Source organism: Aeoliella sp. (assembly GCF_965227375.1).
GTDB lineage: Bacteria > Planctomycetota > Planctomycetia > Pirellulales > Lacipirellulaceae > Aeoliella.
Window position 1 is genome coordinate 315760 of sequence record NZ_CBDDFX010000002.1, and the last position, 26308, is coordinate 342067.

General features: G+C 61.8%; 23 protein-coding genes. 9 read left to right on the forward strand and 14 right to left on the reverse strand.

The window, feature by feature from the left end; all coding sequences use genetic code 11:
- Nucleotide 1: 1 nt before the first annotated feature.
- Nucleotides 2–514, forward strand: a complete 513-nt coding sequence (locus tag ACQK2L_RS14355; protein ID WP_425397711.1) for a DUF420 domain-containing protein — start codon at nt 2–4, stop codon at nt 512–514.
- Here the strand turns inward: ACQK2L_RS14355 and ACQK2L_RS14360 are convergent.
- Both ACQK2L_RS14360 and ACQK2L_RS14365 read right to left on the reverse strand, forming a co-directional pair.
- A complete protein-coding gene (locus tag ACQK2L_RS14360; RefSeq protein WP_425397712.1) occupies nt 456–1880 on the reverse strand; it encodes an esterase-like activity of phytase family protein in 1425 nt (474 codons plus the stop codon). The two genes, ACQK2L_RS14355 and ACQK2L_RS14360, sit on opposite strands and share 59 nt — an antisense overlap.
- Before the next feature lie 279 nt (nt 1881–2159).
- Nucleotides 2160–3188: a glycoside hydrolase family 172 protein gene (locus ACQK2L_RS14365; RefSeq protein WP_425397713.1), complete on the reverse strand. Its 1029-nt coding sequence runs from the start codon at nt 3186–3188 to the stop codon at nt 2160–2162.
- Between the two features lie 390 nt (nt 3189–3578).
- On the opposite strand from ACQK2L_RS14365, the gene aroF reads away from it, so the two are divergent.
- Entirely contained in the window at nt 3579–4595 is a 1017-nt protein-coding gene (gene aroF / locus ACQK2L_RS14370; RefSeq protein ID WP_425397714.1) for a 3-deoxy-7-phosphoheptulonate synthase, read from the forward strand.
- Nucleotides 4596–4656: 61 nt separating this feature from the next.
- Here the strand turns inward: aroF and ACQK2L_RS14375 are convergent, their stop codons facing one another.
- On the reverse strand, nt 4657–6657 hold the full coding sequence (locus tag ACQK2L_RS14375) for a hypothetical protein (protein ID WP_425397715.1): 2001 nt from the start codon (nt 6655–6657) through the stop codon (nt 4657–4659).
- Between the two features lie 201 nt (nt 6658–6858).
- On the reverse strand, nt 6859–8463 hold the full coding sequence (locus ACQK2L_RS14380) for a hypothetical protein (RefSeq protein WP_425397716.1): 1605 nt from the start codon (nt 8461–8463) through the stop codon (nt 6859–6861).
- Nucleotides 8464–8557: 94 nt separating this feature from the next.
- On the opposite strand from ACQK2L_RS14380, the gene ACQK2L_RS14385 reads away from it, so the two are divergent.
- Nucleotides 8558–9796, forward strand: a complete 1239-nt coding sequence (locus tag ACQK2L_RS14385; protein WP_425397717.1) for a Glu/Leu/Phe/Val family dehydrogenase — start codon at nt 8558–8560, stop codon at nt 9794–9796.
- A 250-nt stretch (nt 9797–10046) separates the two neighbouring features.
- Here the strand turns inward: ACQK2L_RS14385 and ACQK2L_RS14390 are convergent, their stop codons facing one another.
- Nucleotides 10047–11138, reverse strand: coding sequence for a 3-isopropylmalate dehydrogenase (locus ACQK2L_RS14390; protein ID WP_425397718.1), 1092 nt, complete (start codon nt 11136–11138; stop codon nt 10047–10049).
- A gap of 262 nt (nt 11139–11400) precedes the next feature.
- On the opposite strand from ACQK2L_RS14390, the gene ACQK2L_RS14395 reads away from it, so the two are divergent.
- Nucleotides 11401–12063, forward strand: coding sequence for a hypothetical protein (locus tag ACQK2L_RS14395; protein ID WP_425397719.1), 663 nt, complete (start codon nt 11401–11403; stop codon nt 12061–12063).
- On the opposite strand, the gene ACQK2L_RS14400 is transcribed toward ACQK2L_RS14395, so the two are convergent.
- The 6 genes from ACQK2L_RS14400 to ACQK2L_RS14425 form a co-directional block, all read right to left on the reverse strand.
- Complete coding sequence (locus ACQK2L_RS14400; RefSeq protein WP_425397720.1) at nt 12060–14042, reverse strand: sulfatase family protein; 1983 nt, start codon at nt 14040–14042, stop codon at nt 12060–12062. The two genes, ACQK2L_RS14395 and ACQK2L_RS14400, sit on opposite strands and share 4 nt — an antisense overlap.
- A 127-nt stretch (nt 14043–14169) precedes the next feature.
- A complete protein-coding gene (gene lepB / locus ACQK2L_RS14405; RefSeq protein ID WP_425397721.1) occupies nt 14170–14766 on the reverse strand; it encodes a signal peptidase I in 597 nt (198 codons plus the stop codon).
- Entirely contained in the window at nt 14738–15049 is a 312-nt protein-coding gene (locus ACQK2L_RS14410) for a hypothetical protein (protein ID WP_425397722.1), read from the reverse strand. The genes lepB and ACQK2L_RS14410 overlap by 29 nt, the downstream gene beginning before the upstream one ends.
- Nucleotides 15050–15070: 21 nt before the next feature.
- Nucleotides 15071–16153, reverse strand: coding sequence for a radical SAM protein (locus ACQK2L_RS14415; protein ID WP_425397723.1), 1083 nt, complete (start codon nt 16151–16153; stop codon nt 15071–15073).
- Nucleotides 16154–16276: 123 nt separating this feature from the next.
- Nucleotides 16277–17998, reverse strand: coding sequence for an alpha-L-fucosidase (locus ACQK2L_RS14420; RefSeq protein WP_425397724.1), 1722 nt, complete (start codon nt 17996–17998; stop codon nt 16277–16279).
- Nucleotides 17999–18133: 135 nt separating this feature from the next.
- Nucleotides 18134–19642: a CoA-acylating methylmalonate-semialdehyde dehydrogenase gene (locus ACQK2L_RS14425; RefSeq protein ID WP_425397725.1), complete on the reverse strand. Its 1509-nt coding sequence runs from the start codon at nt 19640–19642 to the stop codon at nt 18134–18136.
- A 147-nt stretch (nt 19643–19789) separates the two neighbouring features.
- On the opposite strand from ACQK2L_RS14425, the gene ACQK2L_RS14430 reads away from it, so the two are divergent.
- The 3 genes from ACQK2L_RS14430 to ACQK2L_RS14440 all read left to right on the forward strand — a co-directional run bounded on the left by ACQK2L_RS14430 (nt 19790) and on the right by ACQK2L_RS14440 (nt 21670).
- Nucleotides 19790–20662 (forward strand): nitrilase-related carbon-nitrogen hydrolase, encoded by an 873-nt coding sequence (locus ACQK2L_RS14430; RefSeq protein ID WP_425397726.1) that lies wholly within the window; start codon nt 19790–19792, stop codon nt 20660–20662.
- A 69-nt stretch (nt 20663–20731) separates the two neighbouring features.
- On the forward strand, nt 20732–21310 hold the full coding sequence (locus tag ACQK2L_RS14435; protein WP_425397727.1) for a hypothetical protein: 579 nt from the start codon (nt 20732–20734) through the stop codon (nt 21308–21310).
- A gap of 15 nt (nt 21311–21325) precedes the next feature.
- On the forward strand, nt 21326–21670 hold the full coding sequence (locus ACQK2L_RS14440; protein ID WP_425397728.1) for a hypothetical protein: 345 nt from the start codon (nt 21326–21328) through the stop codon (nt 21668–21670).
- Nucleotides 21671–21741: 71 nt separating this feature from the next.
- On the opposite strand, the gene ACQK2L_RS14445 is transcribed toward ACQK2L_RS14440, so the two are convergent.
- The 3 genes from ACQK2L_RS14445 to ACQK2L_RS14455 form a co-directional block, all read right to left on the reverse strand.
- On the reverse strand, nt 21742–22299 hold the full coding sequence (locus ACQK2L_RS14445) for a hypothetical protein (protein ID WP_425397729.1): 558 nt from the start codon (nt 22297–22299) through the stop codon (nt 21742–21744).
- A gap of 146 nt (nt 22300–22445) precedes the next feature.
- Nucleotides 22446–23870: an MFS transporter gene (locus ACQK2L_RS14450; RefSeq protein WP_425397730.1), complete on the reverse strand. Its 1425-nt coding sequence runs from the start codon at nt 23868–23870 to the stop codon at nt 22446–22448.
- On the reverse strand, nt 23795–24439 hold the full coding sequence (locus tag ACQK2L_RS14455) for a hypothetical protein (RefSeq protein WP_425397731.1): 645 nt from the start codon (nt 24437–24439) through the stop codon (nt 23795–23797). The genes ACQK2L_RS14450 and ACQK2L_RS14455 overlap by 76 nt, the downstream gene beginning before the upstream one ends.
- A 496-nt stretch (nt 24440–24935) precedes the next feature.
- Here ACQK2L_RS14455 and ACQK2L_RS14460 point away from each other — a divergent pair, with 496 nt between their 5' ends.
- Nucleotides 24936–25577: a type II secretion system protein gene (locus ACQK2L_RS14460; protein WP_425397732.1), complete on the forward strand. Its 642-nt coding sequence runs from the start codon at nt 24936–24938 to the stop codon at nt 25575–25577.
- Between the two features lie 148 nt (nt 25578–25725).
- Nucleotides 25726–26277: a hypothetical protein gene (locus ACQK2L_RS14465; RefSeq protein ID WP_425397733.1), complete on the forward strand. Its 552-nt coding sequence runs from the start codon at nt 25726–25728 to the stop codon at nt 26275–26277.
- The last annotated feature ends 31 nt before the right edge of the window (nt 26278–26308 follow it).

Here is a 26308-nt window from a genome sequence, read left to right on the forward strand (position 1 = left end):
CATGCTGCCCCTTGCCGCTCATCCGCTGGTCCATGTGAACGCCTCGCTCAACTCGCTGGCCACGGTGCTGCTGGTGGTTGGTTTCTTGCTCATCAAGCAACGCAAAGAGGCGGCCCACAAGCGGGTGATGCTCTCAGCGTTTGCGGTGTCTGTCGTCTTTCTAGCGTGCTATCTGTATTACCACCTCATGCTGCAATTGCAGACGCCGTTCGGTGGCGAGGGATCGGTTCGCTACGTTTACTTTGCCATTCTCATCTCTCACATCGTGCTCGCGATGGCGGTACCGCCGCTGGCGATTACTTCGATCCTGTTCGGCCTCTGGGCACACGGAGAGCATCTACCCAAGAAGCTCGCCGACATGTCGGACGCCGCGCGGCAGGAGTTCAAGGGCCGCGCCCGCAACATCCATCGCCGTTGGGCACGGATCACCTTTCCCATCTGGTTGTATGTGTCCATCACCGGCGTAGTGGTGTACCTAATGCTGTACCACCTCTACCCAGCGGCGGCCGGGTAGTGCCAGCCAACGTGGCTCCTACCACGAGCACGAGCGCCGGCCCAACCGCCGAAGGCTCCGGCACCACGACCGCCGTGGCGGTGCTGGCCGATGCACCGAGGTTGTTTCGCCACACCGTGTAGTCCGCCAGGTTCACCTGGCCGTCGCCGTTGCCATCGGCGAACAGCAGTTCGGTCGAGCCGAACGTGTCGCGCCACGATTGATAGTCCTCTGCGTCGACCAATCCGCTGCAGTCATAGTCGCCCGCCAGCATGCAGCTCGGCGGAATCGCCTGGAACGCTACCACCGTATTGCTGCTCAGCGAGTCGCCACTATCCACCACTCCCACCAGCACCCAGCTTCCATCGGCCAGCTTTGGCCCCAGAGCCAGGCCTTCGAGGTTCTGCCCAAAGCCACCGCCCGCCTGGCCCGACCAGAGCAGCGTCTTGCTTGCCGGCGTGAATGTCTCGCCTTCGAGTCCCGAGTCGAATGCCGCGTCACTGGTGTCTGTCGCACCGGCCAGGTCGACTTCGTAAATGCGGCTCTGGAACGGGGGAATGGCAACCGCCAGCGAGCGTTCCAAAGCGAGTAGTGACCCGTTCGGCATGAGCACCAGATCGGACAGACCGCTGCGGGTGTCAGCGTTTGTGCCCCCATGGATGGGATCGACCTCGTAAGCGAACTGCCGGCTGGCGGTGAATTCGTTGCCCGACACGTCGTACTGCTGCAGCCGCACCGTGGTGCTTGCCGTCGACGTCGAAGCGGGGCCGTCGACGAGCAGCGCCTCCTCGTTGGCGGTCCACATCCGCGTGCCACCCACCGAGCGCGTGAGCGACTCGAGCGCCCGATTGTTCCTCCGCTGCCCGTACACCAGCGGAGGCAAGTCCGACTGCAGGTGAGTGCCATCGGCCAAGCTGTATTCGCGCAGGGCCGGCGTGCTCTCTTCGCTCAGGAACACGCTGTTCCGCGTTGGGTTGGTGAACGCGATGCCTTCGAAGTCGAGGTCGATCCCCAGCGGCAGCGCGCTGGTGGCTGTGGCCGACTGGATCGCACCGCTCGAGGAGAACGATGCCGCGAACCGCACCACCTGCCCGCCGGAATCCTGCGCGGCGGCAAACTGATGCACCCCGTTGATGGCGCCCAGGTTGGTCACGCCGCTCATCTCGGCCACCCCGCTGACTCCGCCAGAGTCGAGCACCACCGACCCCCGCGGCACAATCGTCCACGCCGCCGGGCTCGGCGGGGCGAACCACCAGAACAAGGCCAACACCAAAAGGGCCAATTGTCGCAGTGGTGCGACATTCCGATTCCCTGCGACAAAACTCCCCGCTGTCAAATCCCACGCGACGCCATAAGTCGTTACACAGTTACAAGTTGCGAATTCCATGAGGTTCCATGTCCGACGAGTTGTTGCGCTCGGTTCACCGCAGGTGCGACAAAACCCCGATTCTTCCCTCCCCCGGGCGGTTTCGCGCGCGGATCATTGATGCTGCCACAATGCTCGTACGCGAAATCGTCTGGGGGAGGGCTAGGGTGGGGGCTTGCGTGCAGACCACTCCGCTCGCACCATTCTCCCACGCCATCTGTCCAATTCCCACAACTCGGCCGGGGAAACCCGAAATTCGTCGCCGACGTGCGCGGGGCACTTTCGACTCGCGGAGCCGCCTTACAGCTTCCGCCCGTACCACCAGGCGAGGCTCTCGTAGTGCTGGTTGGTGTCGTTCGCGTGGCCCGACTCGATGGTGGCCCGCAGCGACTTGGTGAATCCGATCGGATCGCCCAGGTGCCAGCGGTACACCACGAACCGCCCGTCGAAGAAACGGTCGTGATCGGTAATCGGCTTCTCGAAGTGCGACACGCCGTGATCGTGGGCCTGGTACGGCCGGTGGATGCCCCACGCCATGCCAAAGTAGTCTTCGGTCCCGGTGCCGTGCAGGCGCGGCGGCCAGGGCTCGTCGTCGATCACGAACATATCGTCGCCTTCGTACCACTTGCCTGCGCGGTCAGGGTGCGACTCGACACACAGCACCGTGCCGACAAAGTTGCCGCGATAGCCCTGGATGTTGGCGATCTGGTAGTTCCGCTCGACGTTCTTGGTCGCGTCTCCCGGTTGGGGCTTGGTCATCCGCCGGTTGTAGTCCGCGTGCAGCAGCAGCGGCGGGGTGTCGTGCTCGAGTTCTTCGTAGTCGATGTAGTAAAACTGCTTAACGGGCTGGTCGGTCTCGTTGGTGATTTCGATCTTGAATCCCTCGGCAAACGGCATCTCCCAATGCAGATTGAAACTGCCGTGGCCCACGCCTTGCTGCTCGCGTCCTCCTTGATGCGACCGCATCACGTTCACCACTGGCGTGACCACGTCGTTCACCCGCCACGGGCCCGTGGCGAACAACATGCCAACCGGCACGCGTTCGATGGTCTTCTGGCCGTCGAAGGTAAAGCTGTAGCGGATTTTCTGCAGGTGGTCGTCCGTGGTCGACTTGTACGTCATCCAAATGCGGGTAACCTTGCCACTGCCGGCCACATCGGCCACGGTGAGCGTCTCGCCAGGCTCGATGGTCTTGTTGTCGCCGTTGCGCCCGGTCGGGTTCCACGACGAAACCCGCATACGCTTGCCGGCCGGTTCTCTCCACAGCTTCGCCAGTGGCTCCTCGGCGATGCCGATGTTGGCCGTGAGGAGCAGGACCGCGAGCAACATGGTATTTAGGCGCAGGTTCATGGACAGTCGTCTCCATCTGGAAAACGGGAAAACCGAAGTCTCTCAATATAGCTGCCCAGCGGGGCCGATTCAGCCGCGCTTGCCCCGAGCAAAGCTTGCTCAGGTCTGGTGCGGGGAATCTTCCAGAGAAATCCCTTGCGTAGCTTGGCCGAAGCGACGATACTAACGCCATGGCAAGCAAGTTTTGGTACTACTTTTGGTTTAGCTTTACCTGCCCGGGTTCCGGGGCCGGAGGTTGTGCCTGATTGCTTTGCCAAGCACCAAATGACCAAAGCCCTGAGAACCCCGCGGTTCTCAGGGCTTTTTTCGTTTTGGCGCGTTGTCCTTCCCTGACCCTCGAAACCTGATCCCTAACCCCTCGTTAAAACAATGATCATCGTAATGAAGCGGAACGCGTCCGAAGCGGAGATTGAACACATGATTGCAGAAGTCGAAAGCGCCGGCCTGAAACCTACCACGCTGCGTGGCACCGAACGAACGGTGATCGCCGCAATTGGCGACGAACGCAAGGCGGGCGACTTGCGAAAGCTCGAAAGCTCGCCCGGCGTCGACAACGTGATGCCGGTGCTCGCGCCCTACAAGCTGGCCAGCATCGAAACGCAGCCCGAGCGGTCGGTCGTTCAGGCGGGATCGCTCGCAGTGGGTGGCAAGCACGTCGGCATGATTGCCGGTCCTTGCTCGGTGGAGAACGAACAGCAGATCATCGAAACGGCTCGCGCCGTGAAAGCGGCCGGCGCTACCGCGCTGCGAGGTGGAGCCTTCAAGCCGCGAACCAGTCCCTACAGCTTCCAGGGACTCAAGGAGGATGGGCTCAAGATGCTGGCCGCCGCGCGCGACGAGACCGGCCTGGCGGTAGTGACCGAAGTGGTCTCGCCCGAGGACGTCGACCTAGTGAGCGAATACGCCGAAGTGCTGCAAATCGGCGCTCGCAACATGCAGAACTACCGCTTGTTGGAAGCTTGCGGCAAGAGCCATCGCGCGGTGCTGCTAAAGCGTGGGCCGAGCGCCACGATCGACGAACTGCTGCTGGCGGCCGAGTACATCCTGGATGGCGGCAACCCCAACGTGATGCTGTGCGAGCGCGGCATCCGCACTTATGAAGCCCACACGCGATTCACGCTGCCGCTGGCTTCGGTGCCTTACCTGCAGGCGAAGACCCACCTGCCGGTCGTGATCGACCCCAGTCACGGCACGGGGCACGCCGCGCTAGTGCCGGCGATGGCCAAAGCGGCCGTTGCCGCCGGCGCCGATGGCGTGATTGTCGAAGTGCATCCCGAGCCGGAGCACGCGATGAGCGACGGCTACCAGACCCTCGACTGCGAGGCGTTCGCCCAGATGATGACCGAGTGCCGCCGTGTGGCCGACGCGGTGGATCGCACGATGTAAGGAGAATAGCTCAGTCCCCTCTCCCGGACCTCACCTGGGTGAGGGCCCGGGAGAGGGGACTCTATTTGAGTGCCGCCTGATGCACGTGGCGGTTGCCGTACACCAAGACGAACCGACCCGATGGGTCGGCCTGGAGTACGAATTGCTGTAGGAACTGTGGCTCGACGGTAGTCTCGATCCGCTCGCGGAGCTTATCGGCGTCGGCCTTTGTGTAGAACTCCACCCAGCAGGCGCGGTCGGCTGCGGCCAGCGTGGTGAGTTGGAGCGTACTGCCATCGGCGACGGTCCAACCCATGTCGAGCGGTGCAAGGCAACGGTCGAGCGCGTCGCCGAAGGCCACGTTGTCGACCGAGCCAGCCATCGTCGCCAGCGGTCGCAGGTCGCTGTCCGCCAACTGCTCCCAATCGGCCAGCACGGTCAGGCCACTTACGTCGCTCCAGTAGTCCTGCACTTCACCCAACGGTGTCCAATCGACGAATGCAAAGGTGGTGGGCCGCGCGAGCTGTTTTTTCATGCTCGCCAAGCGTGGCTCAATCGTCAGCATCGACTTGGGATACTGGCTTCGCGTGGGCAGGCCGCGCGCCATTCGCAGGCGTTCGAGGAACCGCAGCAAATCGTAGTGCACGTTCAATTGCTGACGAACCTTCAGCGCGGTGCCATCGACCGCCAGCTTCGCCTCGGTGTTCTTCCAAGACTCGGGAGCGACGACTTGCTGGATAAGGTCGGCCAGGGCGTTTACTTCATCAGCCCCCTTCGCCAGGTCGGCAATGTCGTACTGCGGCGCACCGACATCGCGCCACTTTTCGGCGCCTGCTCGAACCAGCGCGAGCCCATGCGGTGTAGTCTGGGCCTTTAAGCGAGCCGCCTTGGCAAGCTCGGCAGCGAGTTGACGCACGGTAGCGTTCTCTTGCGACACCGACACTTCGTGCACCGCCGTGATGCCTGCCATCTGCAAGTCGGCCGGACGCACGGTGATCGGCACGCCGGAAAGCTGTTCGAGTTCACGCACCGCCACCGCCAGCGGAGTCCGCTTCCACGCCACGCCCGGTAGTTTCATTTCTAGACGCGAAGCAAGTTCGCCGTCGGCCAGTGGTTCGGCGTACGAAGGACCACGGCTCGCCGTGCCGGGCTCGAAGCGAATGTTCTTGGGTTCGGGTAGGTCGACTTCCGGTGGCTCGGTGTCCATCGGTTCTTCGGGACCGAACTCAACCGGCGCGTCGGCGGTGACTTCTGTGTCGCCGTCTGGGATCAACAGCAAGTCGAGGTTCGCTGAATCGACCGCCAGCGGATCGAGCGGCGCCAGGTTCAATCGCTTGGGCTTGGGCTCGGTCGGCTCTGGTGCGGCGGGCTCGGTGTCGTCGAGCGAAGGTAACTCAGGAAGCGGTTCTACCGGCGGAAGTTCTGGTGCAGGGGTTTCGGCCTCGGGCTCAACGACCGGCTCGGTGGGTTCTTCTGGCTCGGCTTCTACTTCCACCGCGGGCTTGTTGACGGACACCTCTTCGGAGGGCTGCTCTTCGGTCACTTCCACAGCGCTCTCAGGCTCTGGAAGCTCGGTGATGCTGGCGACCTGCGCGGCCTGGGGCTCGTCGCCGCCACGCGTCCACCATGCAGCCGCCAACAAACCAAGTGCAAAGCACCCCACGCACCCGGCCGTGGCCCACACATAGAACGCGGTGCGACTGGTGCCGCTGGCGACCAGCGTCTCAGCCGAAGCAACTGGCTCATCTGCGGCCGGCTCTGCGGCTTGAGGCTCGCTGAGATCTGGCTCCGGCACCTCCGTGGGGGCGCTTTCAGCGACTGGTTCTGGCGCCGGGGTCGGCTGCTGCAGCAGGTCGTCGATCTCGGTGGCGAAGTCGTCTGGGGCGATGGTGCCATCGGCGGCGGAGCTTTCGACGGGTGCCGCTGCGGCGGGGGGCGAGGGAAAGCTCGAGGCGGCCGCTGGCACCGCGATCAGCACCATGCTTTCGCATTTGGGACAAGAGTGAATCTGACCCACCACCGCCGGATCGCGAACCTTGAGCTTCGCGCCGCAAGTCTCGCAGAATACGGAAAAAGGCTGCATGGGTGGTGCGTCAGGTCGAAGATGGTCGCAGCGAGCGAGATATGGGTGGTCTACGGCGGCAATTCGTCAGTGGATCGCTCGATTATTCCAGCTTACCACACAGAATTGCGCCGCGTGAGCCGTACAATCGGAACAGGCGTCGGAAGTCCCCACTCCTGGGCCCTCCACCTTGGTGAGGGCCCGGGAGAGGGGGCTTTTTGCCTATTCGGCGAACACCATAGGCAGTTCGTCGCCCCGCTTTGCGGCTTGGGCTCGGGTGGTGACCAGCACGGCGGGCTGACCGGTCTGGGGGTGCTTGCCAATCACGTACACCAGCTTCTGCTTGGGGTCGGCGGGGCCGGTGGCCGTCTTATCTGGGTTCGCCAGGCGGAGGATCGACACCAGGATCTCGCCGGCCGGCTTGTTCTTTTCGTCCAGCGCGAACGACTGGTTCTTCGTGATGCCGTCAAGTTGCAAGTCGCCTCCCAGCAGCACGATGTCGACGCCCACGTCCTCGCCCAGCAGTTTCACCGCCATCTCCAGCGTGTCGCGAGCGAAGCTCAAACTTGTCATCTGGTTCAGCGCCTCGTCGATGCTCTTGGGCTTGGCCTCCGGTGGTGTCGCCGCTGCCACAGAACCACCTCCTGCAGCGCGCTCGGCCAACAGAAGCTCTCCGGCCATCAGCAGGTTGTGCCCAGCCGACGGAGGCAAGTACACCCGCAACAGCGCCTGCTCGCCATCGACGCCGACGCGCTGGTAGCGGTTCAGCACCCGCAACATGGCCGGCAGCCGCGCGACCACCGCCGCGCTGTGCTGCGAAGCGGGCACACTGGCGATGGTTCGCTCGACACTCGCCGGCCAGGTGGCCACCTTGTCGGCGAACTTCTCCCCGAACGCCTGGGGGCGTTGGTCGATGGTGGCCGATAGCCGCGCTTCGGCAAAAAAGTCGTCGCCGGCATGCAGGCTGAGCGCCGCGCAGCGAGTTGTGTCGGGCAGCATCTGGAACAACAGGTCGCGTAAGCCGCTTAGCGAACCTTGCCACATGGCGCGGCCGTCGTCGAACAGGAACATCGGCGAGGCCATCAGCGTCACATGCCGATCGGCGTCGGTGGCCGCGACCAGCGACTCGACCTCGCGCCGCAGCGGCGGCGCCCAACCTTCCAGCTCTTTGACCTCGTCGAGCACGCGCGGAGTGGCGAACACGTAGTAGTCCTTCTCGCCAGTGACGTGGTAACCACGGGCGCGCGGCGTGACGCCGGCCGTGGGCGTGACCACTAGCGCGGTCTCGATGGCCGACTGCGGGGCAGGGCGGACGCCGACCAATAGCGTGTTGATGTCTCGCAGTTCGAGACCGCACGTTTGTTCGACGTACTGCTTGGCCAACTCTCCCCGCGGTCCCAGCGCGGCGAGCCACTTCGCTCCGTCGCCGCTGGCCAGTAACTCGGCGGGCCGCAGGGCGACGAACAACTCGCAGCCTGGCGGCAGCCCCGCCAAGTCGATTGGCCCGCCGTCGGTTGGCGACATCCACATGGTGCGTCCATCGTCGTCCACCAAGGTAGCGGACGCGGGTTCTGGTTCGTCCGGCTCTTCCACCGCTGCTGGTTGCGGTGCTGGCACCACTGGTTGGCCGCCTTCGGGTGGTTCCTGCACCGCTTGCGGGGGCTGCTGCTCGCCCGACCGCATCGCCATGATCACCAGCAGCCCCACAAACAGCAGGCCGGCTGCCGACGCGCCGGTGATCACCAGCCGCGTGGTGTTATTCTTTCGCCGCGCGGCCTGGCGTTCGCTGACGGAGGTCTCGCGGGTTTGGATCTCGAAGTCAGACATAGCAGTGGAGCTACCAAATCGGATAGGATGGTTCCCTTCAGCTTACGACAAACCCGGGCCGCGGCAAACGGCTCGGCGGCCCCAGGGACCTACCATGCAAGCATTCGAGGCAGTTCAGCACTACTTCAACACGGCGGCCGACGAATTGGAACTGTCCGAAGAACTGCGGACACTCCTCTCCACGCCCGAGCGGGAAATCACCGTCCAACTGCCGGTGGAGATGGACGACGGCCGGTTGGTATCGCTCCTTGGCTATCGCGTGCAGCACAACCGGGTTCGCGGCCCCATGAAGGGCGGTTTGCGTTACCACCACGAGGTCGACCTCGACGAAGTCCGCAGCCTGGCGTCGCTGATGACTTGGAAAACGGCCGTGGTGAACATTCCCTTCGGCGGCGCCAAGGGCGGAGTGACGGTCGATAACCGCGCGATCAGCCCGCGCGAGAAAGAACGCATCACGCGCAAGTTCGTCGACGAGATTCACGAACTGATCGGCCCCGACAAGGACATCCCCGCACCCGACATGGGAACCGACCACGAAGTCATGGCGTGGTTCGTCAATCAGTACAACAAGTACGCAGGATTCAATCCCGCGGTGGTGACCGGCAAGCCGGTCGAGCACTACGGCATTCCCGGCCGCGAAGAAGCCACCGGCCGTGGTGTCGGCATCCTGACCATCAAGTCGCTAGGGCGACTCGGCTGCAAAGCCCGCGGCGCGACGGTCGCCATTCAGGGTTTTGGCAACGTCGGTTCGCACGCGGCGAAGTTCCTCTCCGAAGCCGAGTGCAAGGTCGTGGCCGTGAGCGACCTCTCGGGCGGGTACTATAACCCGGAAGGATTGGACATTATGGAAGCGGTCCGCTACGCGCGCGAGCATGGCAACTCGCTGGCCGGTTACCCCGGCGCCGAAGCGATCACCAACCACGACCTGTTGGAACTCGATGTCACCGTGCTGATTCCCGCGGCGCTGGGTGGTGTGATTCACACGGAGAATGCCGATCGCATCCGCGCGAAGCTGATCGTCGAGGCGGCCAATTCGCCAGTGCGCCCTGAGGCGGATGAGATCCTCGCCCAGCGCGACGTGGCCATCCTACCCGACGTACTGGCCAACGCCGGCGGCGTGACGGTCAGCTATTTCGAGTGGGCCCAAAACCGACAGTTCTACCAATGGAACCTGAATCGCGTGCGCGGCGAACTCGACCACCTACTGTCGACCGCGTTCGAGCAAGTGTGGGACCTGTCGGCCGAGCGCAACGTCACGCTCCGCACAGCCGCGTTCATGGTCGGCATTCAACGCGTAGCGCGCGCGGCGAAGTTGGCTGGGTTGACGTCTTAGCCAAGATATTTGTCAGTGGTTCCCGTAGTTGGTGCAGACACCGCAGGAATTCGTCGCGGATCGTCGCAGATTTATGCGGATCAGCGCGCATTGAGTGACTTCTTCTGAAGCACGTCCTCGACGAAAGTGCATTGTCGAGCAAAATCAATCGGCGTCGCGAGACTTCTGATCTGCGCAGATCCAGTTCAATCCGCGCTGATCCGCGACTGATTTTCTTTGAGCAAAGACCCAACGCTCAAAACGGCAAGGGCTACAGCGAGTCGATCACCATTTGGCCGATCTCGTCGGTGCCGTAGCCGGAGCGGTCGAGGCTTTTGCCTGCGAACTTTGGTGTCACCGCTTTGACTGCCGCGCCGACTCGTTCGCCGCACGCCACGGAGGCCTTGTCGCCCTTGATGCGGCCGGTCTCACGCAGCAGGAGCCCCAATGAGTCGATCGTCGCGATTGGGTTGGCGAGGTTCTGGCCTGCGATGTCTGGTGCGGAGCCGTGTACCGGTTCGAACATGCTCGGCGCGGTGCCGTCGGGATTGAGGTTGCCGCTCGAGGCGATGCCCATGCCGCCGGCGATCGCTGCGCCCAGGTCGGTGATGATGTCGCCAAACATGTTCGGCACCACAATCACGTCGTACACTTCGGGCTTGGCCACCATGTACATGCAACACGCGTCGACGTGGTGGTAGTCGGTCGTAACCTCGGGGTAGTCGCTGGCTACGTCTTGGAACGTGCGGAACCAGGTATCGCCGGCGAACGTGAGCACGTTGGTCTTGTGCACCAGCGTCAGTTGCTTGCGCTCGCGGGTCTTGGCCAGTTCGAACGCGTAACGAATGCACCGCTCGGCGCCAAACCGCGTGGCGACCATCGTTTGGTTGCTTACCTCTTGAGGCGTGCCTTTGCGAACAAAGCCGCCGACGCCGCAGTACAGGTCTTCGGTGTTCTCGCGGACGCAAATGAAGTCGATGTCGCTCGATGTCTTGCCAGCCAGTGGCGTTTCGATGCCCGGGTACAGCGAAACTGGCCGCAGGTTGATGTACTGGTCCAACTCGAATCGCAACTTGAGCAGGATGCCTTTCTCGATCACGCCGCCCGCCAGCCGCGGATCGTTGGGCAGCCCGCCCACAGCGCCCAGGAAGATGGCGTCGTACTTGCGAAGCTCCGCGATGTCCTTCTCGTCCAGCACGTGACCCGATTCGAGAAAATGGGTAGCCGAGAAAGGGAACTCGGTCGACTCGAACTTGCACCCGCTGGCAGGCGCTGCGGCTTCAAGCACGTTCATGGCGGCCCCGACCACTTCGGGACCAATTCCGTCGCCACCGATAATGGCAAGCTTCAGTAGATCGGACATCGTATTTGAGGATACTCAGGGTTCAATGAAGGGCCCGCAGAAGTCGACTGGTGCAGGTCGAAACACGTAGTTTATCAGGCCGGCCGGCACCGCGTCAGGCCCGCACTTTTTTGCGGCAAATGCGTGTTGGTCTCTAGGATCGAGCGGTTCATCGCTTACACTAAAGGTGGGACGCTGCCAGACCCACCTTGCCCCACCGAGAACTGATTTTCTCGGTGTACCTTCTCAACAATTGTTGCATTGAATCTGGGGAGACTCGAACATGAAACTCGGCCCTTCACTCATTGGCGCCGTTGTGGGCGGACTGGTTGGCGTGGCAGCCCAAATTGGCTTGGAAAGTTCCATGGGCAACGAGGCGATCTGGTTTGCGCTGGTTGTTGGCCTGCTCACTGGCTTGGGCGCTCGCATCATGGCCGGCGATGGCATGCGGCAAGGCAGTTTCATCCGTGCCGGGCTGGTGGCGTTTATCGCCTTGGCGGCCATTTTTGGCGCCAGCATGACCTCGGCGAAATTAACTCGCCAACGCAGCTTGGAAGCCTATCAATCGAAGCCAACTGCGCCGCCCCGGGACCAAGACAAAGCAGACCAGGCCGAAGAATCGGAAACCGACGAGACGGCCACCGAGCCGGACGACGAAACCACCGAGCCCGCAGAGACCGGAGCGGAGGACACCACCGGTGAGCCCAGCGACGAAGAGCCTGCCGACGAGGCAGCTGCCGACGATGTGGCCGATGACGAGCCTGCGGATGACGAAGCTACCGAGCCCGCCCAGCCGCCCAAGCCGGTCGACTTCAAGAAGCTCGAGGCCGACCCCAAAGACACCCCCAAGCAGAAGCTCGACGTGCTGCAGCTAGTCTTCGTGGTCGTAGGCACGCTGCTGGCATACGAACTATCTCGCGGCGGCGGCAAGAAGCAACACGCCTAGTCCGACTTCAACCGATCGTTGAAGCGAATGACACAACGCTCCACATACCCCAGGCCCTGCCGCTCAGCGGCGGGGCCTGTTTTCATTTCGTCCTGCAGCTTCTTCTGCACGCGCTGGACGACCGGCCGAATCTCGTCGGCGTGCTCGTCGAAGTCCGGCAGCAGGTCGATCACGTTGGCCGCCTGAAGTCGGTCCCAGGGGGATTCGGCGTTTTCGAGGGCGTCGAGGAGGAAGGGTATATATTCGGTCTGTCGATGAGACAGTGTGAGCATTTCGGCTGCCGCGATCCGAACTGAATCTTTGCGATCCAGTAATGCCTCTTCAAGTAACTCATGAGCGAGCCCAGCACTAGGTGCATGTGGACCTCCTTCGCCGGGTGGAGCGCTCGGGCGGCCGACACCATAGGCGGACCAATATCGGTTCTCGGGTTGCGGCAATGATATATCGCGTTCTAGAAAAGAAACGCGGTCTTTCATCTTATAGGCGGGGAAAGCACACGAAAATCCGAGAGCGCTTATGGTGTACGAACGCGTGCTAAGTTCATTTATCGGAAAGATCGGAGATTGGAAGAACCAACCATAACGGGACCCGCACTTCGTTTCCAAAGTTGCGAATTCGCTCTCCGGTAATATTCCCAAGTCGCGATAAGCCCGCTCGCAGAACAATAGGTGCCCTTGCAGAGACTTCGTTTCATCATTCTCGGGCCTTTCGGTGGATGCAAACAGATTCACCAATTCATGCGGATCCTCATCCAGATCGTACAATTCGTCAACCGGCTTCACGTCCGCCATCCACAACAACTGCTCATCGCTAAGCTTCCCCTCCGCCTTCAACCGCCGCAGTTCCTGCATTGTCCCGCACTGTTCGGCGTAGTTCAGCCACTGCGTCCACGGTCGCCATGGCATGTAGTTGCGAATGTACTTGTACCGCTTGGTCCGCACGCAGCGGCTCATGTCGTAGCGCTCGTCCATCCGGTCGCGGGCGGCGTAGATGTACTCTCGCTCGGGCGTGAGGTTCGTTCCTAAAAACGCGCGCCCTTGCATGTAAGTCGGAATCGCAACTCCCGCGAGATTCAAAACGGTTTCGGGAAGATCAATCAGCGAAACCAATTCATCGGTCCGAGTCCCCGCGTCCATCGACGGACCCTTGTCACCGAGCTTCTTCTGCCACTTCTCCGGGATGCGCACGATAAGCGGCACCTGGATTCCCGAGTCGTACAGCCAACGTTTGCCGCGAGGCAGTCCGACTCCGTGGTCGCTCCAGAAGAACACGATCGTGTCGTCGGCCAGCCCCGCTTCGTCCAGTTCCTTGAGTTTCTCGGCTGCCCACTTGTCCATGGCGGTCATGCAGTTGTAGTAGCGGGCCCAGTCCTGGCGAACCTTCGGCGTGTTGGGGTAGTAGGGGGGTAGTTCGAGCGCGGCAGGGTCGTGCAACTCGTCCTTGCTGAGCACCGAAATCACCCGGTCGTACTTTGGCTGATCGCCCCTTGTGGCGCTTTCGTGGGTGCCCGTGAAATTAAACACCGCGAAGAACGGCTGATCGTCTTTCCGATTTTTCCAGTGAGCCTTACCACTCGAATCGTCCCAGGTGCCCTTGGGCGTCTTGAACTGGTAATCCTGCTTGCTGTTGTTAGTGCAGTAGTATCCCGCGTCGCGCAGGTACGTGGTGAAGGGCCGAATCTCGGGCGGCAACTTCACCGTCGAACGCATGTTATGCGTGCCCAACGACGTGGGGTAGACGCCGGTGATGATGCTCGATCGGCACGGCGCACAAACCGGAGCGCAGACGAACGCGTTCTCGTACAGTACGCTCTCGTTGGCGAACTCATCCAGATTGGGTGTTCGCGCATGCTCGTCGTCGTAACAGCCGAGATGACACGAAGCGTCCTCGATGCTCAGCCACAGAATGTTCGGCCGGTCGCTAGCGATTGCACTCGCGGCCAAGAAACAAAGAGATACTGCGATGCAACCACGAAACACGGCCCGACTCCTCGAATAACGGAAGCAAAGAACAAGCTATCTTCGCATCGTAGCAGAAGTGGGGGAGAGAAGGGGCGAGAAATCGGCTACCGAACTCCGTCTGTTCGGATACTTCCGCACGCCAGTACTATTGTGGCGTCACCCAGCGGCGGTGCTCTTGCGGTGCAAGCACCGCCCACGACCGGCCGATAATCAGCTCTGCCGGAATCACGCCGTTGAAGCGGCTGTCGTCCGAGTCGCGAGAGTCGTCGCCCAGCACGTAGTAGCCCCCCTCGCACACGAATTCGCTGCCACGACGCAGGTTCCCGTAGGGATAGTACTTGATGTCCGCCAAATCCCTCGGGCGCGGGAGCACCTTGCCGTCGATCATCAACTCGCGGTCGCTATTCAGCGATACCGTCTCGCCCGGCAGGCCGACCACTCGCTTCATCAGCACGCCACCTGGCCCCGGAAACGTGACGATCTCCCAACGTTTGGGCGTACGAAAGTGGTAGCTGACCTTTTCAGTCAACACCAAGTCGCCCGATACATGATCGGTGCCCCACAGCGTCGGCGCCATCGACTCGGACACCACGCGCGACATGTGGAAGCACGTGTGATAGAGAACCAGCACTACGCCGACAACGGCAAATGCATCGCGGGCGACACGAAACAGCACGCGCGGCTTGAAGAAGCACCGCCAACACTGGTGGCTTTCAGTCGTTGTGTTGTTCGGCTTGGCCATCGGGCGCTTGCTCGCTTATGGCTTGATCGATGAGCGCTTGCTGCTTCTGCCACTTGAGTCGCGACGAGCGCGTCGCGCCGGCGCAGGTGGTGGACTGAAGAGCGGGCACAATCAAAGCGAGGCCGACACACCCGAAGCCGACTCCCGCCAACAGCTGGCGCAAACTGAACCTGGGAGGCGTCTGGTTGGTCACCGGCATCACCGGTCCGTTGGGGTCCGGCAAGCCGATAGGGTCGTGGATGCCCCTTTCGCGGGATTCACGTTCGTCATCGCGATAGTCCATAGCAGAGTCCTTTCGTGGCTGTCAGGAGGTGGCCAATGCGTGACTCGCGGCGGAAAGTCGCTCGAGTACGCGTCGGGTCTCTCGGTAGCAAGCCTGGTCGAACAGGCAGAGCAGCCCATCCGGTTGGCGAACGTCGCCCGTGCGGATGTAGTTGTTGCAGCGGCATACGGTCGAACACTGCGGCTGCAGCACGCAACCGCTGCAGCCGGTGTGCAAAGGTCCGTCGGGCGACTCGAGATCCAGAAAGTGCTCGCCATCGAGCGCTGTGCCAAACAGCCGAGCGGCGTTGCCGCTGCGGTCCTCGCCCACCAGCCGTTCACACGGGTACAAGTTGCCCGACGGAGCAATCGCCACCTGCCCATGCCCAAATCCACATCGCGCGGTGCAGCCCGAGCTCGGTGCATCAATCAGCGCGGCCGCTTTCTCGTCGAACCAGCTCACCGCCAACTCCGGCAGGTGCTCCGCCCACACGTCGGCCGCTTCGGCAATCGACTTGGCAAGTGCCTTGGCATCGCTGGCGGACCAATTCGACCAGACGTCGAGCGACGGAGTCACGTGGGACACACCCATCGCGTGCAACATCTCCAACCCGGCCGCGAAGTGCTGTACCGTGTTCGGCCGCACCACCATCACCGCGCGGACCTCTTGCCCTGCGGCGATTAAGCGCCGAATGGTATGCAGCACCAGTTCCGAAGTTCCCAACCCACGCCGGTCGACGCGGTTCAGGTCGTGCACTTCGGGCAGTCCATCGCAGCTTACGTGCAAGGCCAGCTTGGGGTGCATCATCACCGTCCACGCCGCTCCGCCGCACAGGGTGCCGTTGGTCGTAAGCCCCAGTCGAAGCTGCATACCCGCTTCTTCCGTGCGGCTTCGAGCGTAGGAAATCCACTCCCAGATGGTTTCCGCTTCGAGCAGCGGCTCGCCACCAAAGAAGTCGAGTTCCAACACTCCGGCAGGTGCAAGCGACGCGATGGCGCGGTCGATACCGCGACACCCAACCGCCAGCGGCATGGCCCGCTGGAACTTCGCACCGGTGTAACAGTAGTTGCAACGCAGGTTGCAGGCGTGGTTTACCACCAGGGTGAGATTGAACGCAGGAAACACAGAAACCGCCTCCGTGGTTTGCCAATTGGCACGCCAAGAGAGCGCATGGGCGTCGCACGAGCGCACCTTGACGCTGCTCCTCATCGGAGGTTCGCAGTCCCGGGCTCGTTTATTCCCGGCCGGTTACTTAACCGGCGTGAGAGTCAAACTGCGGAGGTTGATGGGCTGCCACTGGCTGGAGCGGGGTTTGAGTTCGACAGATAAATCGCCAGCTTTCCGCAGGTCGACTTCGCCCCAATCCTGAGTTTCGAAATCCTGGTAGCTGCGGGTGGCGCTGACTGCCACGTCGACCTTGGCGTCGCCCACCGCAACCACCAGTTTGCTGCGAGACGGAGCGGCCACTACGGCCGAAATGCGATACTTGCCGGCCTTGGCCGATTTGCAATGCCAAACGATCACGTCGGCTGCGTCGGTCCAGTAGCCGATGTTCGACTTGCTGTCGATCGCCTCGACTTGAGCGTTGCCTTCGATCACCGCGTCGTCGGCTGCCAGAACCAGCTTGCCATCAGCGCCCGGCTTGATTCGGCGGAATATCTCTTTGGGCGTACCCACGATGTCGAGTTCCACCACGGTGTCGATCGCGTCGATCGGCTCGCCCTTCAAATGCACCACCACGCCCGCTTCGCTGGTGGAGACTTCGAATTTTCGCGACGATTCGGCCAGCAGCTCACAGCCGGTCGCTTCCACCTCGACCGGCACGACGAGCTTTCCATCGCTCGGCCAGTCGAATACGTGCAAATACAGCTTGCCGGGCTTGCTGGTGATGCGTCCCCAATCAGGTCGTCGGCAAGGGCTGGCGGTGGTGCCGTAAATGGAGTCGCCGTTGACGTCCATCCACTGGCCAATCTCCGCAAGCCGCGCAATCGACTCGGGCGGTATCTCGCCTTCGCTCGTCGGACCGACGTTCAACAGATAGTTGCCGCCCTTCGAGACGATGTCGACCAGGTTGTGCAGCAGCACTTTGGTGCTCTTCCAGTTGTGGTCGTAGCTCTTGAAGCCCCACGTGTCGTTCATCGTCATGCACGTTTCCCAGTCGCGGTCCTTGTAGCCGGTCGCGGGAATGTGCTGCTCGGGGGTTTCGGTATCGCCACGATAACCGCCGCCCAGGCGATTGTTGGTGATGATGTCGGGATAGTCGGCCAGTGCATCGTGGAGCGGCTTCGCGCGTTGCTCGTTCATCCACGTCGGCGTGTCCCACCACAACACATCGGGCTGGAACTTCGCTAGGATCTCTTTGGTCTGCGGCAGCGCTATCGCGCGCAGGTACTCGTCGAAGTCGCCCTTGTTGGCCTCGTCCCACGACTGACCTTCTTGAAGCCCCGCCTTGGCGCCGCCGGGATGCGTCCAGTCCTGCGCCTGCGAGTAGTACAGCCCGAACTTCAGTCCCTCGCCACGGACCGCATTGGCCAAGGGAGTCAGCAGGTCCTTGCCGTACGGCGTGGCGTCGGCGATGTCCCAGTCAGTCACCGCCGAGTCGTACAGCGCGAAGCCGTCGTGGTGCTTGGAGGTAATCACCACGTATCGCATCCCCGCCTGCTTGGCCAGCGCGGCCCATGCTTCGGGATCGTACTTCACGGGATTGAAGTCGCCAGCGCAAGCCCGGTACTCGGCCACCGGAATCTCTGCGCGGCGCATAATCCACTCGCCAATGCCGCCGATTTTTTTGTCCTTGTAGGTTCCTGCAGGAACCGAGTAGACGCCCCAGTGAATGAACATGCCGAACTTCGCATCGCGCCACCAGTGCATGCGAGCGTCGCGCTCGGCGGGAGTTTCGCACCAGGCGTTCGGCGTGAGAGTAGCAAACGCAAGCACAACACACAGACAAGTCGTAAGGCGAGCCTTCATCGTCAGAGTCCTCATCATGACCAGTGACACAAGCAGTCGGCCGTTGGAAGCAGTGCTTCGCAGGCCGCGGAATACCTGGCGATTATAAGGGCTCCGCGCGGTGCAAGTGAACCAGTGTCGTCGATGGGATAATGACTATCGTTGTCCGCTTTTCCAAACCGGATCGTGGTGCGACTCATGCTCCTGCGGCCAGCGGGTAAGCGTCACTTTCTGTCGCGTGTAGAACTGGATGCTCTCGGTGCCTTGGATATGCAAGTCGCCGAAGAACGAGCGATTCCACCCCGTGAATGGCAGCCACGCCATCGGGGCCGGCACGCCGACGTTCACGCCGATCATGCCCGCGTTGAAGTGCTGCTTGAACTCGCGGGCAGCGTAGCCACTGCGGGTGAAGATCACCGCGCCGTTGCCGAACTCGCAGTCCGCGCCCATCGCCAGGGCGTCGTCGAGCGAGTCGACCCGCGCCACCGACAGCACCGGGCCGAAGATTTCCTCCTTGGCCACCCGCATGCCGGGCTTCACCTGGTCGACTACGCTCGGGCCAAGCAAGAACCCATCGCCGGCAAAACCCCGCCGGCCATCGAGCGGCACCGTGGCGCCTTCGCCGGTGGCGATGTCGAGGTACTCGGCCACTCGCTGGCGGTGTTCGTCGCGAATCACCGGGCCCATGTCGACATCTTCGTTGCCGTCGCTCGGACCAACGCGCAAGCTGCCCGCGTAGTCAACAAGTCCGTTGACAACGGGATCGGCCGCGCCGCCCACGGCCACAGTCAAGCTACCGGCCATGCAGCGTTGCCCCGCGCAACCATAAGCGCTGGCGGCGAGTTGCTTCACCGTTTGATCCATGTCGGCATCCGGCATCACGATCAGGTGGTTCTTCGCGCCGCCCGCCGACTGCACGCGTTTTCCATGAGCCGTACCGGTCTCGTAAATGTACTTGGCGATCGGCGTCGAGCCGACGAACGACACGGCCGCCACCTTAGGATGAGAGAGTAGCGTGTCGACGCACTCCTTGTCGCCATGCACGATGTTGAACACGCCCGGCGGCAAACCGGCTTCGAGCAGAAGCTCACCGAGCCGCACCGCCGATAGCGGCACCTTCTCCGATGGCTTCAACACAAACGTGTTGCCGCACGTAATCGCCACCGGGAACATCCACAGCGGGACCATGTTCGGAAAGTTGTACGGAGTGATCCCCACGCACACACCAACTGGGTGCTTCACCACTTCGGCATCCACGCCCGGTGCGATGTTCGGCAGCGCGTCACCCATCAGCAGGCTCGGGATGCCCGCGGCGAATTCCACCATCTCCACACCGCGATTCACCTCAGCCCGCGCCTCGGCCAAAGTCTTGCCATGCTCGCGAGTCACTAGCGCGGTCAGCTCCTCGAAGTGCTGCTCCATCAGCATCCGATAGCGAAACATCACCCGCGCCCGCTCCACTACGGGAGTCTCGCTCCAGGAGGGTAGGGCGGCAGCCGCGGTTTCGACCACCTCGGCGGTCTCGGCGGACGTGGCCAGCGGAGTGCGGGCGATCACCTGCCCGGTCGATGGGTTGTAGACGTCGGTCGTGCGGGCGGCATCCAGCGTCTGCCAACGCTCGCCACATAGCACGGGGACAACATCAACGGCGGCAGCACTGCTCATGGCACTTTCCTTGGCGCTGGTAGGAAGCGGGGTTCGGTTTCGTTAGGATAACCGAGTGGCCGCCTGCAACCAAGTTGCTGGTTGCCACACGCCCACTGCACTAGCCAACTTTTCAACACCACTCAGGCGAGTTGGAGGAACTACCACATGCCACGCCCCGTCCGCGGTGCTTTGATTCAAGCCACTTTGTGCGAACCCACCACGTCGCCGGTCGAGAAGATCAAGCAGGCCATGATCGACAAGCACGTCGCCCTCATCGAAGAGGCGGCCAGCCAGGGCGCGCAAGTCGTCTGCCTGCAGGAGATCTTCTACGGGCCGTACTTCTGTGCTGAGCAGGAGTGCAAGTGGTACGACACCACCGAACGCATCCCCGACGGGCCGACCACCAAGCTGATGCAAGAGCTGGCCAAGAAGCACAAGATGGTAATCGTCGCGCCGATGTACGAGGAAGACATCACCGGCGTGTACTACAACACGGCCGCGGTGATCGACGCCGATGGCGAGTACCTGGGCAAGTTCCGCAAAATCCACATCCCGCACTGCAACCCGGGCTTCTGGGAGAAGTTTTACTTCAAGCCAGGCAACCTCGGTTACCCCGTGTTCGACACCCGCGTCGGCAAGGTGGGCGTTTACATTTGCTACGACCGCCACTTCCCCGACGGCGCGCGGTGCCTGGGCCTGAACGGCGCGGAGATCGTTTTCAATCCGTCCGCCACCGTGGCCGGATTGAGCGAGTACCTGTGGAAGCTCGAACAACCGGCCCACGCGGTCGCCAACCAGTACTTCGTCGGCGCGATCAACCGCCCCGGCTGGGAAGAGCCCTGGCGGATCGGCGAATTCTACGGCCAAAGCTACTTCTGCGACCCCCGTGGCCAGTTCATCGCCCAAAGCGAGAAACGTACCGAAGACGACATCGTGATCGCCGACATGGACCTCGACATGATTCGCGAGGTGAGGAACACGTGGCAATTCTTCCGCGACCGCCGGCCGGAGACTTATGGGGCGATTACGGAGTTGTAGAGTCGGAATCAGCCGCGGATTTGCGCGGATGATTATTCGCCCTGGCAGTAAGTCATTCGGACCGAATCTATGGCTGCATCTGGTTGGAACTACTTGGTAGAGTTCGACGGCACGGCAAAGGCTTTGCTGCATAAGGTTCAGCAGCAAGCCTTTGTCGCAGGAAAGTATCAGATTCCAATTGTCGAATCCGAATTTCTCGACGAAATCGAATTCTTCGACGTAGGCGATGTGGAACGTGAGGACATCGTAGAACATTACGGTCTTCAGCCGCTGCTTGCACAAGCGAACAAGATTGGGTTAAACAACATCGTTCCATGGTGCATCGAGCGCATGCATGAGAATCGAGTCAAAACCATTGACGAACTCCGTGCGATGCAATGTTTGTCTTCGAGTGGCACGCATTCCCCACTGGATATTTCTGGCGTCTCCGAAGTACCCGCAGATTTCCGGTTGTTTCCGTTGACTCGACAGCAGATTGCCCGCACGTTTGGTGTCGACCGCGTTACGTTGGATCATGTGAGTTCTATGGATATGTACGTAGCACGTGCAATCCCTGACGCGTATGCTCCATGGCAAGCTGTGTTTGTGCCCGTATATGAAAACGTCTCCCTCACACACGCCTATGTTGAAGGTGCAAGTGGAGACTGACAGATCGAGGCCACTGTGAAACTAGTTGCAATCACCCTCAACCTGCTCGCGGCAATCATCTTCATTGCCCTAGGATTGGTCGCACTAGCGATCTACGAGGCGCACTGCTTTAGCACCTATCGCGAATTCGTGTTCGCCGAAGCCATCAACGAGCAAAGGCTTGAAACGTTACGAGATCCGTCCAACCCGGAGGCGACGGGCTACGACATGCATGCCAAGATGCAGCAGATTGGCAACGTGAAGACTTGGATCGTGAGGATTTCGGTTCTCGCCGCGGCTGCATGTGTTTTGAATGCGGTGGCCGCTGGGTTTCTTGTGCCGAAGCGTAGTGTGCTGAGCGACAACGGCAACGCCGGCTAGCCTAAAGCGAGATATCCAACACTACTTTCATCAACCTTGGGCAGGAATCGCGGATGGCCCGAGTGGCTCGCTCACCAATTGAATACCCGAAAGTAAGCATCCCATAGCTCATCGGCGTACTTCAGGGCGTAGGCTTCGGCGTATGGTTCGCCTCGTGCCGAATCCATCTGGCTGCGAGTGCTCATCCGATCGTGATGGTGTCCCAGTTCGTGAAGCAAGATGTGCATCAGTTGGAACCCCTTGATGGACGATTCACTGAAGTAGCAAAAGGATGCTTTGGAATCTTCGGGCATCGGCTCCCACGTGACGCCCAGGCGTTCGAGGATCTCGGAGTGATCCTCGATGAAGTCGTTGTCCCAATCCGATACTAGCTCCCTCTCCCAAGCACAGATGGCCACGATTCCGTTGAAATGCCATCCCATCGCGTCGCCACCCTCGTCGAGGATGATTGCATCGAGTCCGCGCGACAATGCGTCCCAATCCGGCAGAATGTCAATGAACTGACGGACGTCGGCGATCGTCAAGTAGTGCTTGTATCCCTCCCCAGGTCGGAGGCGGTCGATGACTGTCTTGTCTTGCCTGACTTGAGAGTAGTGGTTCGACAACTCGGTGCGATTCTTCCGAGTCACCTTCCCGTTGCGAACCTTAGTACCAGTTTTACGTTGAGAGCGGCGCATGTCGGATCAGGCGAAGCAAGTAGTAGCAATTGCGTGGCACCCGATTGTAAGTGTCGCCACAAGCGGCGTTCAAGACCCGGCAGTACGCGTATTGCTCTCTAGCCCTCTCCAACTGCTGCGGCATCCACCCGCGGCAACCGCACCATCGCCGTGAATACGCCGGCGACCAACGTCGTGGCCGCCAAGCCGTACAGGGCAGGGGCGAAGGAGCCGGTTTGTTCGAAGGACTGGGCGAACAGCACCGGGCCGATCGCCGAAGAGAGCACCGTGAGCATTTGCGCGGCGCCTTGGATGCGGCCGAGGTGGGCGCGGCCGAATTGTTCGGGCCAGATGGCGAAGAACACGACCGTGATGATGCCACCCGCGGCGCCCATCAATACCGCGTTGGCCCACAGCGCGGTGTGGCTCGTAACGTGCGGCAGCCACACGAGGGCCGTGCCGTACAGTGTCATGGCCACCACCAGCAGGCTGCGAAGCGACCAGCGACCGCCGGCCCAGCCCGTAAACATCTGACTCACCAATCCGATCAGCGCGGTGCCAGCCAGGATGGCGTGGTACGTTGAGGTTTCGAATCCGAGTTCGCGGAGGATCGCCTCGTTGAATAGCCCCACGCCCGACACGGCGAGGCCAAACAGCGAAGTCGCCAGCGCAAACGCCCAAAACGCCGGCGCGGCGAGCGCGGCCGCCAGTGTCATGCCCTGCTGAACCTGCTGCGGCGCGTCGCGACCCGAGTTTGTCGGCTCGGCGGGATCCCCTTCGAGGCCGCAGCGTTTGGGATCGGCTCGAACCAACCACCACGCCAGCGGGGCCAGCCCGCACAGCAGCAGCAGGCCGATCTCCTGCCAGGCGGTTCGCCAACCTTGCTCGCGAATCGCGTAACCCACCGCGCCAAATGCAATGGCGAACAAGAAGCCCACCATCACAGAGAAAGTGCCCATCGCCAGACTCACTTTACGGTCGAACCACTTGCCCACCAACGAGATGCTCACCACCGACAGCGCACTCTGCCCCAAGGCACGCGTGAGCAACAGCAGCACCAGCAGGCCGCTGGATGACTGCAAGCCGCTCATCGCGATGACCGTGAGTCCCAACCCGACCGACACGACAACGATGACTAGTCGCGAGCCAAAGCGATCGACCGCGCGGCCCACTGGCAGACAGAACAGCGAGCCCAGTACGGTCGCCCAGAAGTTCATCGTCGCATACGCTCCGCGCGTGAGCGACAGGTCGGCCAGCAGCGACTCGGTAATCAGCCCAAGGCCTTGCGTGCGACCCGGCAGCGTGCCCACCATGGCCAGCGCGGCGACCGGGACGATCACCCAACCGTAGTAGAAGGGAAGTGGCAGCGGGACGCGCGCCGTGGACTCGGCCGATGGACTTGGTTCAGCAGTGATGGTCGCGGTCCTCTTGTGCGTGGCGTGAATCTGGTGAGCGAAACAGTGGGCGTTCAGAGCGGCGGAGTGGTGATGCCAACATAAGCGGTCTGGCTCGGCCTGTTTGCCGTGGCATACATCGACGTCCACCAGACGATCGGCAGCAGAAGGAACATCGCCACGCCTGCCCAACGGATGAAGCCGGTCTCGAAGACCACCATGCCATTGAACACGATGAACAGCATGAACGCGTGCAGCGCCCGCCCCACGAGCGGAGGCCGCGCGGCATACGCCTGCGGCCGCCACCACCAGAACAGCACATCCAAGCCCCATAGCAGCAGGAACAGATATGAAACGTAAATGCCCTCGCCGGCGCCGCTCACTTCGCGGGTTCGGTTGAACGCGTCGGCGTGCGACCAGTGATGGTGAAAATGGAACGCCATGGCGACGTGAATCATGAACACCACCCACGCCCAAGTCCAACTCCAGCGGGCGACCTGGCCAAGTGCCGACTCGGCGCTCCACCCAGGGCGGTCCAAACGCATCATCATGCAGAGCGCCGCGGCGTACCAGGCGAGGGACAGCCGAATAGTGTTGCGAGTGAGCAGCATGCCGGCTTCGCCAGACAAGAGCAGCGACACCGCGACCACCAACACCAGGCTCAAAAGGCCTAGTGCCAATAGCGATGCGTTCAGCTTGCTCCGCTTCCCATCACTCATTTCGTCCGCTCGTATTCACCCCGTTCGAGATTGAAGCATAGAGTATACCCACCCGACGATCGGCTCGGCAAACGCTGCATAGAGTGGTCTCGTGTGCCACTGCTGGTTTATAGAGCATTGACACCCGATGAGCCGTAGCAGCCCACTTGGAGTCTAACAATCACCGCCGGCTTGCCCAGAGCCAGCAGTGTTCTCGGCACGACCATCTTGCAACGGCACTGCTGGCTCACTTCAGGCCGGCGGTGCTGCAGGAAGATCCAATAGCCCGCGACAGGCTTCCTGGAAGCAGCCACCGGTAAACCAGCAGTGGCACACGAACAACCTTCCCGAGGGAGGGTGAAGTTGTTTGCCGCTCGCTAGCAGTCCGATCTTAAAAAATTTCGCAACCCTCTCGCTGCTGCGGTGTTCTAACTGTCAGCGGCGCACAATGCGCAGGCTTTGGCCTGCGGTGTTCCAAGGTGCGTCGTCCTCGCCCCATGCGCTGAAAGGGATCGCCGTGCGCACTCACCTATCGGGCCGCGGCTTCACGTTGGTGGAGTTGCTGGTAGTCATTGCCATTATTGGCATCTTGATTGGTCTATTGTTTCCTGCGGTGCAAATGGCGCGCGAGGCGAGTCGTCGCACCGAATGCAAGAGCAACCTGCGGCAGATAGGGCTAGCGCTCACGCAGTTTCTCGACATTCAAGGAGAGCGCGGCAAGTTTCCCGCGGCCGCAATGTTGCCATCGGCCACGCCGTACGACGAGAAGGACAAGAGCACGTGGCCTATCTATCAGGTGCTGGCCGATTTCGGCGAGGGCAACCAAGGCATGTACCGTTGTCCGAGCGACTATGGACCGCTGAAATACAACGAAGACCGCATCGCCTACGACGGCTACGTCCGCCCCGACGGCACCCCGTACGCGAACGGCGATTCGTACTACAACAACGAAGGTTTGAGCTTCGAATACCCGTCGTTCCGCCTGGAAGACCGCACCCGCCAGCAGGTGCTCACCACTCGGCGGGGCAACCAACGGGGCTCGGGCGAGGTGTGGATTGTGTACGACTTCGAGTCGTTCCACGGCAGCCCGGGCGAAGACGGTTCGCGGAATTTTCTGTATCTCGATGGGCACGTCGATGCGCTGATTGTCGCCCAGTGAATCCCCTGACGCCCCGGTGGTTTTCTAACGAGCGGCTCAAGAGTAGCTTCCGCAGTTCTTTCTCCCCCCTCCTCACCTCTCCCCGCGATGGGGAGAGGGAAGAATTGGTGGAAGCTACTCTTGAGCCGCTCCAAAAGGAGTGCAAGACATGAATCGTAAACGTGTGATCGGTGTCGTGATCGTGTGTCTGATGCTGCTTTGCGGTGGTTGGGCGCTCGGTTGGTTCGGCGGCGAAGACCGCGAAGTGGCGGCGCTGCGCGAGCAGATGGAGAATCGAGAAGATATGACCGAAGCGGAGCGCGAGGCGTTCGGCGAGCGAATGCGCGCGCTGAGCGACGACCAGCGACGGGCGCTGTTTGAACCGATGATGCAGGCCCGGCAGGCCGAGATGCAACGTCGCGTGATGAACCTCCTATCGATGCCCGAGTCGCAGCGACGCAAGGAACTCGACAAGTGGATCGACGACATGGAGCAACGCCGCCGCTCCTGGGAAGACCGCCGCGCCGCTGGCAATAGAGGGCCCGGCCGCTTTGGCGGCCCCCCGCGCGGCGAAACGTCCGGCGCCCGGCGCGCTCAGCGTGGCAAAGGCCGCCTGGATCGCTCCACGCCCGAAATGCGGGCGGCGATGACACAGTTCTTCAAGATGGTGAACGACCGCCGCGAAGAGCGAGGGCTGGAGCCGATGGGTCGGTATCGGTAAGTGCGTGGGCAGAAGCAATTGAAACGGGGGT

Bases quoted from the DNA above. Each gene is read 5' to 3' on its own strand.
- ACQK2L_RS14365 (WP_425397713.1), bottom strand. From the start codon at position 3,188: ATGTTGCTCGCGGTCCTGCTCCTCACGGCCAACATCGGCATCGCCGAG.
- ACQK2L_RS14390 (WP_425397718.1), bottom strand. From the start codon at position 11,138: ATGTCCGATCTACTGAAGCTTGCCATTATCGGTGGCGACGGAATTGGT.
- ACQK2L_RS14355 (WP_425397711.1), top strand. From the start codon at position 2: ATGCTGCCCCTTGCCGCTCATCCGCTGGTCCATGTGAACGCCTCGCTC.
- ACQK2L_RS14375 (WP_425397715.1), bottom strand. From the start codon at position 6,657: ATGCAGCCTTTTTCCGTATTCTGCGAGACTTGCGGCGCGAAGCTCAAG.
- ACQK2L_RS14420 (WP_425397724.1), bottom strand. From the start codon at position 17,998: ATGAAGGCTCGCCTTACGACTTGTCTGTGTGTTGTGCTTGCGTTTGCT.
- ACQK2L_RS14395 (WP_425397719.1), top strand. From the start codon at position 11,401: ATGAAACTCGGCCCTTCACTCATTGGCGCCGTTGTGGGCGGACTGGTT.
- ACQK2L_RS14410 (WP_425397722.1), bottom strand. From the start codon at position 15,049: ATGGACTATCGCGATGACGAACGTGAATCCCGCGAAAGGGGCATCCAC.
- lepB (WP_425397721.1), bottom strand. From the start codon at position 14,766: ATGGCCAAGCCGAACAACACAACGACTGAAAGCCACCAGTGTTGGCGG.
- ACQK2L_RS14385 (WP_425397717.1), top strand. From the start codon at position 8,558: ATGCAAGCATTCGAGGCAGTTCAGCACTACTTCAACACGGCGGCCGAC.
- ACQK2L_RS14380 (WP_425397716.1), bottom strand. From the start codon at position 8,463: ATGTCTGACTTCGAGATCCAAACCCGCGAGACCTCCGTCAGCGAACGC.
- ACQK2L_RS14360 (WP_425397712.1), bottom strand. From the start codon at position 1,880: ATGGAATTCGCAACTTGTAACTGTGTAACGACTTATGGCGTCGCGTGG.
- ACQK2L_RS14455 (WP_425397731.1), bottom strand. From the start codon at position 24,439: ATGAGTGATGGGAAGCGGAGCAAGCTGAACGCATCGCTATTGGCACTA.
- ACQK2L_RS14425 (WP_425397725.1), bottom strand. From the start codon at position 19,642: ATGAGCAGTGCTGCCGCCGTTGATGTTGTCCCCGTGCTATGTGGCGAG.
- ACQK2L_RS14430 (WP_425397726.1), top strand. From the start codon at position 19,790: ATGCCACGCCCCGTCCGCGGTGCTTTGATTCAAGCCACTTTGTGCGAA.
- ACQK2L_RS14465 (WP_425397733.1), top strand. From the start codon at position 25,726: ATGAATCGTAAACGTGTGATCGGTGTCGTGATCGTGTGTCTGATGCTG.
- ACQK2L_RS14435 (WP_425397727.1), top strand. From the start codon at position 20,732: ATGGCTGCATCTGGTTGGAACTACTTGGTAGAGTTCGACGGCACGGCA.
- aroF (WP_425397714.1), top strand. From the start codon at position 3,579: ATGATCATCGTAATGAAGCGGAACGCGTCCGAAGCGGAGATTGAACAC.